This window comes from Streptomyces sp. NTH33 (genome assembly GCF_003236365.1).
Taxonomy (GTDB): domain Bacteria; phylum Actinomycetota; class Actinomycetes; order Streptomycetales; family Streptomycetaceae; genus Streptomyces.
In genome coordinates this window covers 1-11,323 of the sequence record NZ_POTZ01000228.1, presented here as the reverse complement: position 1 = coordinate 11,323, position 11,323 = coordinate 1, and the positions used below count along the sequence as shown (strand labels likewise).

The window sequence follows — 11,323 nt, the reverse complement described above, 5'->3', positions numbered from 1 at the left end:
CGCCTCGGCCGTGTTGACGCGGGGAAGGGCATAGGGGTGCTGCTCGCCGAGCCAGCGGAGGAGCTGTTCGCGGACCGTGACGCGGACCGTCCAGATGTCGTCGGCGTCCTTCGCCGTCATCAGCGCGCGTACCTGGATCGTGCTCGGGGTGGTGTCCGTGATCACCAGGTTGTAGGCGCGGCCGTCCCAGGCCGGGCACTCGCGCAGGATGTCGCGCAGCTTCTCGCGCATCGCGCCCAGGGGCGCCGAGTGGTCCAGGTGGAAGTAGACCGTGCCGGTCATCTGCGGGGTGCCGCGCGACCAGTTCTCGAACGGGTTGGACGTGAAGTACGAGACCGGCATGGTGATCCGGCGCTCGTCCCAGGTCCGTACCGTCAGAAAGGTCAGCGTGATCTCCTCGACCGTGCCCCACTCTCCTTCCACGACCACGGTGTCACCGATCCGCACCATGTCGCCGAAGGCGATCTGCAGCCCGGCGAACATGTTGCTCAGCGTGGACTGCGCGGCGACACCGGCGACGATGCCGAGGATGCCGGCCGAGGCCAGCAGCGAGGCGCCGGCCGCGCGCATCGCCGGGAAGGTCAGCAGCATCGAGGCGGCGGCCACCACGATGACGACCGCGGAGACCACGCGCATGATCAGCTCGACCTGCGTGCGCACCCGCCGCACCCGGGCCGGATCCCGGTGGGCGCGGGCGCTGGCGTAGCGCGAGTACGACGTCTCCACGACGGCCCCCGCGATCCGGATCATCAGCCAGGCGGCCGACCCGATCAGCACCAGGGTCAGCGTCCGGCCGATGCCGGCCCGGTGCTCCTCCAGCAGCTCGGCCTGGTCGTAGGACCCTCTCAGCAGGGCCGCGCACAGCACGAGTTGGTACGGGACGCGGGCACGGCGCAGCAGACCCCACAACGGTGTGTCGTGGTGCCGTCCGTCGGCCTTGCGCAGCAGCAGGTCGGTGGCCCAGCCGATGACCAGGGTGAGGACGACTGAGCCGCCGACCACGATCAGCGGGCGGAGTATGTTCTCCATGCCTGGGCGCCTAACCGCCGGGACACGTGCATGAACATGTGACTTCCGTCCCTTCCTGGATACGGTCGCCGTCGGGCGTTGTCGTACCCGGCTGGCACCATGGCCTCATGAACATCATGCTCTTCCACTCGATCTACGGCCTCAGGCCCGCGGTGCGGCAGGCCGCGGACCGGCTGCGCGCCGCCGGGCACGAGGTGTGGACGCCGGACCTCTTCGAGGGCCGCACGTTCGACTCGGTGGAGGAGGCCAGGGCCTTCAGGGACGAGGTCGGCAACGACGAGCTGCTCAAGCGGGCCGTGCCGGCCGCGGCGCCCTACTCGGAGCGGGGCCTGGTCTACGCCGGCTTCTCGCTCGGCGCCGCCGTCGCGCAGACCCTCGCGCTCGGCGACGACAAGGCCCGCGGCCTGCTGCTCCTGCACGGGACGTCCGACATCGCGCCGAACGCGAGCGCCGACGGCCTGCCCGTCCAGCTGCACGTGGCCGAACCCGACCTGTTCGAGACGGACGACTGGCTCAGCGCCTGGTACCTGCGGATGGGACGGATCGGCGCCGATGTGGAGATCCACCGGTACGCGGGGGCGGGCCACCTCTACACCGACCCCGGACTGCCGGACTACGACGAAAAGGCCGCCGAGGCCACCTGGCGGGTGGCGCTCGGCTTTCTCGACAGTCTGTAGCCGGGACGTCCGCGACACGCCCTACACCGGGTCGTACGTCCGCTCGACCTTCTGCGTGCCGCTGCGCGTGCGGTAGGAACGGGCCCAGACGGAGGTCGCGTTCGCCCTGGTGCGGTCGGACAGCACGTAGTAGTCCATCTGCGCCCGGTCGGCGGTGATGTCCAGTACGCCGTAGCCGTGGCGGTCGGTGTCGACCCAGTGCACGTGCCGGTTGGCGGCGCGGATCACCGGCGCGGCGACCGCCGAGACCGTGCCCTCGGGGGCCTTGACGATGTCGTCGAGGTTGTCCGAGGTCACCGAGGTGACCACGAACTCCGCGGCGGCCGACGCCGACAGCGGGTACGTCCCGGCGTCCACGGGTACGTCGTTGGCCCACGCCATGTGGATGTCGCCGGTGAGGAAGACGGTGTTGCGGATGGCGTGGGAGCGCAGGTGGGCCAGCAGCTCCCGGCGGTCGTCGGTGTAGCCGTCCCACTGGTCGGTGTTGACCGCCAGGCCCTCCCGCGGCAGACCCAGCAGCTTGGCCAGCGGACCGAGCAGGTCCGCGGGGAGCGAGCCGACGGCGAACGGGGAGACCATCACCGAGTTGCCGACCAGCCGCCAGGTGGTGTCGGACGCCTTCAGACCGGCCTTGAGCCAGGCGAGTTGGGCGCGGCCCGTGAGCGTACGGTCCGGGTCGTCGACCGAGCCGCTGCCCGTGGCGGCCTGCTGCGAGCGGAAGGAGCGCAGGTCCAGCAGGGACAGATCGGCCAACTTGCCGAAGCGCAGCCGCCGGTAGGTGGTGCCCTCGATGGCCGGGCGCACCGGCATCCACTCGAAGTAGGCCTGCTTGGCCGCCGACTGACGGGCGCTCCAGGTGCCCTCGGCGCCCTCGGTGTGGTTGACCGCGCCGCCCGCCCAGGCGTTGTCGGCGAACTCGTGGTCGTCCCAGATCGCGATGACCGGCGCCTTGTGGTGCAGTGCCTGCAGATCGGGGTCGGTCTTGTACGTCGCGTGCCGGGTGCGGTAGTCGGCGAGGGTGAGGATCTCGTGGGCGGGCGCGTGCGGCCGTACGACCTTGCCGCGGGTCGCGTACTCGCCGGACGCGTACTCGTAGATGTAGTCCCCGAGGTGCAGCCAGGCGTCGAGGTCGCCGCGGGCCGCGAGGTGGCGGTAGGCGGCGAAGTGGCCGGCCTCCCAGTTGGCGCAGGAGACCACGCCGAAGCGCAGGCCCGCGACGGCGGCGTCGTGGGCGGGCGCGGTGCGGGTGCGGGCGACGGGGGACTCGGTGCCGCCGGCCGAGAAGCGGAACCAGTAGTCGGTGGCCGGCCTCAGGCCCCGGATGTCGGCCTTGACGGTGTGGTCGGAGGCGGCTGTGGCGGTGGCCGTCCCCTCGGCGACGACGTTCGTGAACGCCTTGTCGGCGGCCACCGTCCAGCTCACCTCGGTGTCCGGGCCGAGCCCGGAGCCGGGTATCGCCTCGGACACGGGGGTCACCCGGGTCCACAGCAGGATGCCGTCCGGCAGCGGATCACCGGAGGCGACACCGTGCAGAAAGGCGGGCGCCCCGGTGGCCGCCCGCGCGGGCGGCGCGGCGGTGAACGGCCCGGCCAGGACAGCAGTGGCCGCCGCGGCCTTGACGACCGTACGGCGGCGCGGGGCAGGGGAGCCGAGGCTCTCGGAGGTTCTGTGTCGACTGGTCACGGCCGATCAGATTACTGATCAGTACACGCGAAGAGCGGGCGAACGGCAGAAGTTCGCCCGCTCTTCGACGCGGATTACGCCGCGGAAGGGGTCAGCCCTTCAGCGCCTTGTCGATCGCGGTGGTGAAGTCGCCGGCCGTCATGGGGGCGCCCTGGCCGTCGCTGCCCGTGACCTTCTTGCCGTCCATCACGAGGGTCGGGGTGCCCTGGAAGTCGTACTTCTTGCCGTCCTCGTCGAACTTCTCGCTCATGACCAGCGCCCACTTGTCGAAGGTGCCGTTCTTGACGTCGTTCTGGAACGCCTTGTTGTTCTTGAGGGCGTCGACGGTGTCCGCCACCTTGATCAGGTAGGCGTCGTCCTTGAACTTGTCGTCGGTCTCCTCGGGGTGGAACTTGGCCGAGAAGAGCGCTGCCTTGTACTCGAAGAAGGCCTCGGGGCTCACGTTCAGCGCGGCACCCATCGAGCTCAGGGCCTTGCGGGAGCCCTCACCCTGGAGGTTGCCGTCGAGGAAGGTGGCCCCGACGAACTGCAGCTTGTACTTGCCCTCGTCGACGTCCTTCTTGACGGTCGGGCCCACGGACTGCTCGAAGTGGGCGCAGATGGGGCAGCGCGGGTCCTCGTACACGGCGAGGGTCTTCTTGGCGGTGTCCTTGCCGATGACGACCGTCGTGCCGTCCTTGCCCGTCGTGTGGGCCGGGGCGACGACCTTCTGGTCCTTCGCGGCATCCCAGCGGCCGGGCTTGTTGGCCTGGACGACGGCGTAGCCGATGCCGCCGGCCGCCGCCACCACGGCCACGGCCGAGCAGGCGACGACGATCTGCCGCTTGATCTTGGCCCGCTTGGCCTGGCGCTCGCGCTCGGCGCGCAGCCGCTCCCGGGCCGCCGTCTTCGCCGTCTGGCTGTTCCGCTTGCTCATGGTCGGTGTTCTCCTGTGAGACGCGCAGCTGTCCTGCGCGGGGTACGGGTGGGGGACTGCCGGGCTCGGAAGGCCGCCGCCGTTCAGACGACAGCGGCCGGGACCGAGCACGGCGGTCCGCGCCGTCCCAGGGAGTGCACGAGGAGGCGGGTGCGCAGGGCGCAGTGGTCCGGTGCGGGGTGCGCCGGTCGGCGTACCGCGCGGGTCCGGCGGACCGCGACCGCCGCCACCGCGACCAGCAGCGGCCGGAACGTCGTCGCGGCCACCGCGCGCAGCAGCTGGGCCAGCGCCCGCTCGCCGCGCCGCAGCCAGCCGGCCGCGAGCAGACCGACGCCGATGTGCGCGGCCAGCAGCAGCCAGGCGGTGGCCGGGTCGGCGTGGGCGAGCAGGGCGGCCAGCCGGTCGGTGTCGGTACCGGTCATCCGCGCCAGCGGGGCACCTACGTCGGTGCTCCCACCGCACAGCAGGTCGAAGCCGACCGAGCGCAGGGGCCCGGTGACCGGGCCGCCCGCGGCGCCGTAGCAGACGTGCTGGCCGGTGGTGAAGACGGTGTCGGCGGCCAGCTCCAGCGGGATCAGCAGGGCGGCGATCCGCCCGAAGCCGCGTTCGCCGCCGGCCAGGGCGTAGGCGAGCACGAACACGGCGGCCGCGACCGCGGCCACCGTGTTCAGCGGCAGCGGGACCTGGGACAGCAGCACGTGCGACGCGGTGCTGAGTGTCACGACCACGGCCGTGAACAGCGCCGCGCGCACGGCTCTGAGGTGGGTCCCGGATATGTCCATAGCGAGATACGAGTGTGTCACGTGGGCCGGTAAGGAACTGCTAAAGGGGCCCTGTTCGTCACAGACCCGGAATGCCCCCGTTGCGGAACAGGTCCACGAAGATCTGGTGGTCGGCACGCGCGCGTGCCCCGTACGCGTGCGCGAAGTCGACGAGCAGCGGCGCGAAGCCCTCCTCGTCGCCCGCGATCGCCGCGTCGATGGCCCGTTCGGTGGAGAACGGCACCAGCGACTCGCCGGAGAGGTCGTCCGCCGCCGCGTGCATGGCGGCCGTGGCCCGGCCCAGGTCGGCGACCACCTGCGCGATCTCCTCCGGGTCGTCGATGTCGCCCCAGTCCAGGCCGACGGCGTACGGCGAGACCTCGGCGACCACCTGGCCCGCGCCGTCCAGCTCGGTCCAGCCCAGCCACGGGTCGGCGTGCGTCTGCAGGGCGCGCCGGCAGACCACCGTGCGGTGTCCCTGGTGCTCGAAGTGGTCGCGGACCGCCCGGTCGGTGACGTACTGGGAGGCCGCCGGGCTCCGCGCCTGCCTGATGGAGATCACCACGTCGTCCTCCAGGGCGTCGCTGTGGCCCTCCAGGAGGATGTCGTACGACGGCAGCCCGGCCGGGCCGGTCCCGAAGCCGCGGCGGCCGGCGACGTCCTTCACCCGGTAGGAGTCCGGGCGGGCCAGCGACGCGTCCGGCAGCGTCTCCAGATAGCCGTCGAAGGCCGCGAGGACCTTGTACCGGGTGGCGGCGTCCAGCTCGATCGAGCCGCCGCCGGGCGCGAAGCGGCGCTCGAAGTCGCGGATCTCGGTCATGGACTCCAGCAGCCCGAGGCGGGTCAGGGAGCGGGCGTCGCGCAGCGTGTCCAGGAGGGGGCCCTCGGCGGTGTCCAGGGTGAAGGGCGGCACCTCGTCGCTCTTGGCGCCGGTGGCCAGGGCGTGGATCCGGTCGCGGTACGCGGTCGCGTAGAGGGTCACCAGCCCGGTGATCTGCTCGTCGCTGAGCGCCTTGGCGTACCCGAGGACGGCGAGGGAGGCGGCGAAGCGCTCGAGGTCCCGGGTGAACGGGCCGACGTACGCCTCGTCGAAGCCGGTGACACCGAAGACCAGACAGCCGTTCGCGTCCAGGTGGGTGCCGAAGCTCTCCGCGTGCAGATCGCCGTGGATCCACACGCGCGAGGTGCGCTCGTCCAGGTACCGACCGCTGGATGCCCGCCCGGCGCTCCCGGCGCCCAGGTCGTGGTGGAAGAGACACGCCGTGCCCCGGTGGAACGCGAGGGCGGAGGACGCCATCCTGCGGTACGTGGCGCGGAACGCGGCCGGGTCGGCGGTCAGGAGATCGCCGAAGGCGGTGTCGAGGACGGCGAGGATCTCCTTGCCGCGCTGCTCGTCGTTGAGCGGGTGGACCGACATCGCGGGGTGCCTCCAGGTGCGGTGGTGCGCTGACGTGTGGAGTGGGTCCGGCCGGGCCTTCCCTCACACCAACGTCCGGCGGTGCGACGGAGTGCCCGCGCCCTCCCGCCCGGGGGTACGGCGCGGACCCGGCCCGGGTGTCAGTGCCGGGGCCTAGACTTCGAGGCTGTTCCCCGGACTGTCCGCACCCCGTCACCGCCTATTGTTCTCGATGGAGGCCGAACCGTGTCGAAGCCGCCTTTCACGCACCTGCACGTCCACACCCAGTACTCGCTGCTGGACGGTGCCGCGCGGCTGAAGGACATGTTCAAGGCCTGCAACGACATGGGCATGACGCACATCGCCATGTCCGACCACGGCAACCTCCACGGGGCGTACGACTTCTTCCACTCCGCGCAGAAGGCCGGAATCACCCCGATCATCGGCATCGAGGCGTACGTCGCCCCCGAGTCCCGGCGCAACAAGCGCAAGGTCCTGTGGGGCCAGCCGCACCAGAAGCGGGACGACGTCTCCGGTTCCGGCGGTTACACCCACAAGACGATGTGGGCGGTGAACAGGACGGGCCTGCACAACCTCTTCCGCCTGTCCTCCGACGCCTACGCCGAGGGCTGGCTGCAGAAGTGGCCCCGCATGGACAAGGAGACCATCGCGCAGTGGTCCGAGGGCATCGTCGCCTCCACCGGCTGCCCCTCCGGCGAGGTGCAGACCCGGCTGCGCCTCGGCCACTTCGACGAGGCCCTGAAGGCCGCCGCCGACTACCAGGACATCTTCGGCAAGGACCGCTACTTCCTGGAGCTGATGGACCACGGCATCGACATCGAGCGCAAGGTCCGCGACGGCCTGCTGGAGATCGGGAAGAAGCTCGGCATCCCGCCCCTGGTCACCAACGACTCGCACTACACCTACGCGCACGAGGCCGGCGCCCACGACGCCCTGCTGTGCATCCAGACCGGCAAGAACCTCTCCGACCCCGACCGCTTCAAGTTCGACGGCACCGGCTACTACCTGAAGTCCACCGAGGAGATGTACGCCATCGACTCCTCGGACGCCTGGCAGGAGGGCTGTGCCAACACGCTCCTGGTCGCCGAGATGGTCGACACCACGGGCATGTTCGAAAAGCGCGACCTCATGCCCAAGTTCGACATCCCCGAGGGCTACACCGAGGTCACCTGGTTCAAGGAGGAGGTCCGCCGCGGCATGGAGCGCCGCTTCCCCGGCGGCATCCCCGAGGACCGCCAGAAGCAGGTCGACTACGAGATGGACGTCATCATCCAGATGGGGTTCCCGGGCTACTTCCTCGTGGTCGCCGACTTCATCATGTGGGCCAAGAACAACGGCATCGCCGTCGGCCCCGGCCGCGGCTCCGCGGCCGGCTCGATCGTCGCCTACGCCCTCGGCATCACCGACCTCGACCCGATCCCGCACGGCCTGATCTTCGAGCGGTTCCTGAACCCCGAGCGCATCTCGATGCCCGACGTCGACATCGACTTCGACGAGCGCCGGCGCGTCGAGGTGATCAGGTACGTGACGGAGAAGTACGGCGCCGACAAGGTCGCCATGATCGGCACCTACGGCACCATCAAGGCCAAGAACGCGATCAAGGACTCCGCGCGCGTGCTCGGCTACCCGTACGCGATGGGCGACCGCATCACCAAGGCCATGCCCGCCGACGTCCTCGGCAAGGGCATCCCGCTGTCCGGCATCACCGACCCCGAGCACCCCCGCTACTCGGAGGCGGGCGAGGTCCGCTCGATGTACGAGAACGAACCGGACGTGAAGAAGGTCATCGACACCGCGCGCGGCGTGGAGGGCCTGGTCCGGCAGATGGGCGTGCACGCGGCCGGCGTGATCATGTCCAGCGAGACCATCACCGAGCACGTCCCGGTCTGGGTCCGGCACACCGACGGCGTGACCATCACGCAGTGGGACTACCCGAGCTGCGAGTCGCTCGGCCTGCTGAAGATGGACTTCCTGGGCCTGCGCAACCTGACGATCATGGACGACGCCGTCAAGATGGTGAAGTCCAACAAGGGGATCGACATCGATCTCCTCGGCCTGTCGCTGGACGACCCCACGACCTTCGAACTGCTCCAGCGCGGCGACACCCTCGGCGTCTTCCAGTTCGACGGCGGCCCCATGCGCTCCCTGCTGCGCCTGATGAAGCCCGACAACTTCGAGGACATCTCCGCCGTCTCGGCCCTGTACCGGCCGGGCCCCATGGGCATGAACTCCCACACCAACTACGCCCTGCGCAAGAACGGCCAGCAGGAGATCACCCCGATCCACCCGGAGCTGGAGGAGCCGCTCAAGGAGGTCCTGGACGTCACCTACGGCCTGATCGTCTACCAGGAGCAGGTGCAGAAGGCCGCCCAGATCGTTGCCGGCTACTCGCTCGGCGAGGCCGACGTGCTGCGCCGCGTGATGGGCAAGAAGAAGCCGGAGGAACTGGAGAAGAACTTCGTCATCTTCCAGGCCGGCGCCCGCAAGAAGGGCTTCAGCGACGAGGCCATCCAGGCCCTGTGGGACGTGCTGGTCCCCTTCGCCGGCTACGCGTTCAACAAGGCCCACTCCGCCGCGTACGGCCTGGTGTCGTACTGGACCGCCTACCTGAAGGCCAACTACCCCGCCGAGTACATGGCCGCGCTGCTGACCTCGGTCAAGGACGACAAGGACAAGTCGGCGGTCTACCTCAACGAGTGCCGCCGCATGGGCATCCGGGTGCTCCCGCCCAACGTCAACGAGTCCGAGTCCAACTTCGCCGCGCAGGGCGACGACGTGATCCTCTTCGGCCTGTCCGCCGTGCGCAACGTCGGCACCAACGTCGTGGAGTCGATCATCAAGACCCGGAAGGCCAAGGGGAAGTACGCCTCCTTCCCCGACTACCTCGACAAGGTCGACGCGGTGGTCTGCAACAAGCGCACCACCGAGTCGCTGATCAAGGCCGGCGCCTTCGACACCATGGGCCACACCCGCAAGGGCCTCACCGCGCAGTACGAGCCGATGATCGACAACGTGGTCGCGGTCAAGCGCAAGGAGGCCGAGGGCCAGTTCGACCTCTTCGGAGGGATGGGCGAGGAGACCGGCGACGAGCCCGGCTTCGGGCTGGACGTGGAGTTCTCCACCGAGGAGTGGGACAAGACGTATCTGCTCGCCCAGGAGCGGGAGATGCTCGGCCTGTACGTCTCCGACCATCCGCTGTTCGGCCTGGAGCACGTGCTCGCGGACAAGGCCGACGCCGGTATCGCCCAGCTCACCGGCGGCGAGCACGCCGACGGCGCGGTCGTCACCATCGGCGGCATCATCTCCGGCCTGCAGCGCAAGATGACCAAGCAGGGCAACGCCTGGGCGATCGCCACCGTCGAGGACCTGGCCGGCTCCATCGAGTGCATGTTCTTCCCGGCGACGTACCAGCTGGTGTCGACCCAACTCGTCGAGGACGCCGTGGTGTTCGTCAAGGGCCGGCTGGACAAGCGGGAGGACGTGCCCCGCCTGGTCGCGATGGAGCTGATGGTCCCCGACCTGTCCGCCGCGGGCGCCAACGCGCCGGTGATCCTCACCATCCCCGCCCTGAAGGTCACCCCGCCCATGGTCAGCCGCCTCGGCGAGATCCTCAGTCACCACAAGGGCGACAGCGAGGTCCGCATCAAGCTGCAGGGGCCGCGCAAGACGACCGTGCTGCGCCTGGACCGGCACCGGGTCAAGCCGGACCCCGCGCTGTTCGGCGACTTGAAGGTGCTGCTCGGCCCGTCCTGCCTGGCCGGCTGACGCGAGCGAGGGGCGTACCCGGGAACACCGGGTACGCCCCTCGCCGTCACGCGGGCTCGTTCAACGGCTCGTGCCGGCGGCCTCAGTTGTGGCCGAAGCGCTTCTGACGTCCCTTGCGGTCCGTATCGGCGGGACTCGTCCGCGGCCCGTGGTGATGTTCGGGCTGCGGCTCCGTCACGGAGTGCTCCGTCTCCTGCGGGCCGTTCGCGGCCACGGACGTCTTCTGCCGGCTGCGGTCCTGCTTCCGGTTCTTGGCCATGGTGATCAGCCTCCTGCGGGGGATCTAGGGGCCAGGGCCGGGACCAGACTCACACAGGCCGACAATGAACGCATGTCGGATAATTACCGTATGTAACACGGGTCATCGGACCGCCGGTCCCGGAAACGCCACGCCGATGATCGAGTTCGGGCCGTTAACCCCGGCCGGGTCGGGCAGACTCGAAGCAAGCCCGAAGCAAACCCGAAGCAACCTCCCGGAAAGAGGGTGGATCGCGTGGACCGCTGCATCGTCCTGGTGGACGCCGGGTATCTGCTGGGGGCCGCCGCGAGTCTCCTCGCCGGGGAGCCGTCGCGGTCCCGGATCACCGTGGACCACACCGCCCTCGTCCAGGGGCTGCGCGAACAGGCCGAGTCCGACACGCAGCGGCCCCTGCTGCGCATCTACTGGTTCGACGGCGCTCCCGACCGTGTACCGCAGCCCGAGCACCGCCGGCTGCGCGTGATGCCCCGGGTCACCGTCCGGCTCGGCGCGCTCACCCGCAGCGACGGACGCTGGGCGCAGAAGGGCGTGGACGCCGCCATGCACGCCGAACTCACCGAACTGGCCCGCAACCGCGCCTGCTCCGACGTCGTCCTCGTCACCGGCGACGGCGACCTGCTGCCCGGCATGATGGCCGCCAAGGAACACGGCGTCGCCGTCCACCTGTGGGCGGTGCAGGCCGCCGACGGCGACTACAACCAGTCCGAGGACCTGGTCGCCGAGGCCGACGAACGGCGCGTCCTGGACCGTACGTGGATCACCAAGGCCGTCCGCGCCAAGGAGCTCGGCGGCGTCTGCGCGACCCCGCCCGCGCCC

9 protein-coding genes are annotated in these 11,323 nt (G+C 70.2%); 3 read left to right on the top strand and 6 right to left on the bottom strand.

Annotation, left to right across the window (positions count from 1 at the left end; translation table 11 throughout):
• Window positions 1-1,029, bottom strand: a 1,029-nt coding sequence (locus C1I97_RS21275) for a mechanosensitive ion channel family protein (RefSeq protein ID WP_111004816.1), incomplete at its 3' end; no start/stop codon positions are given.
• 107 nt (window positions 1,030-1,136) lie between these two features.
• Here C1I97_RS21275 and C1I97_RS21270 point away from each other — a divergent pair.
• On the top strand, window positions 1,137-1,706 hold the full coding sequence (locus C1I97_RS21270) for a dienelactone hydrolase family protein (protein ID WP_111004815.1): 570 nt from the start codon (window positions 1,137-1,139) through the stop codon (window positions 1,704-1,706).
• A 21-nt stretch (window positions 1,707-1,727) separates the two neighbouring features.
• On the opposite strand, the gene C1I97_RS21265 is transcribed toward C1I97_RS21270, so the two are convergent.
• The 4 genes from C1I97_RS21265 to C1I97_RS21250 all read right to left on the bottom strand — a co-directional run bounded on the left by C1I97_RS21265 (window position 1,728) and on the right by C1I97_RS21250 (window position 6,483).
• A complete protein-coding gene (locus C1I97_RS21265; RefSeq protein ID WP_111004814.1) occupies window positions 1,728-3,389 on the bottom strand; it encodes an alkaline phosphatase D family protein in 1,662 nt (553 codons plus the stop codon).
• A 91-nt stretch (window positions 3,390-3,480) separates the two neighbouring features.
• Entirely contained in the window at window positions 3,481-4,305 is an 825-nt protein-coding gene (locus C1I97_RS21260) for a thioredoxin domain-containing protein (RefSeq protein ID WP_111004813.1), read from the bottom strand.
• A gap of 83 nt (window positions 4,306-4,388) precedes the next feature.
• Window positions 4,389-5,087 carry a hypothetical protein gene (locus tag C1I97_RS21255; protein ID WP_111004812.1) on the bottom strand — a complete coding sequence of 233 codons (699 nt, stop codon included), beginning with the start codon at window positions 5,085-5,087 and terminating at the stop codon, window positions 4,389-4,391.
• Window positions 5,088-5,145: 58 nt separating this feature from the next.
• Window positions 5,146-6,483, bottom strand: a complete 1,338-nt coding sequence (locus C1I97_RS21250) for a DUF2252 domain-containing protein (RefSeq protein ID WP_111004811.1) — start codon at window positions 6,481-6,483, stop codon at window positions 5,146-5,148.
• Between the two features lie 225 nt (window positions 6,484-6,708).
• Here C1I97_RS21250 and dnaE point away from each other — a divergent pair, with 225 nt between their 5' ends.
• Window positions 6,709-10,248: a DNA polymerase III subunit alpha gene (dnaE, locus tag C1I97_RS21245; protein ID WP_111004810.1), complete on the top strand. Its 3,540-nt coding sequence runs from the start codon at window positions 6,709-6,711 to the stop codon at window positions 10,246-10,248.
• A gap of 82 nt (window positions 10,249-10,330) precedes the next feature.
• On the opposite strand, the gene C1I97_RS40025 is transcribed toward dnaE, so the two are convergent.
• Window positions 10,331-10,507: a hypothetical protein gene (locus C1I97_RS40025; RefSeq protein WP_181446832.1), complete on the bottom strand. Its 177-nt coding sequence runs from the start codon at window positions 10,505-10,507 to the stop codon at window positions 10,331-10,333.
• A gap of 234 nt (window positions 10,508-10,741) precedes the next feature.
• Between C1I97_RS40025 and C1I97_RS21240 the strand changes: the two genes are divergently transcribed.
• The coding region (locus C1I97_RS21240) for an NYN domain-containing protein (RefSeq protein WP_146608253.1) at window positions 10,742-11,323 on the top strand (582 nt) is incomplete at its 3' end.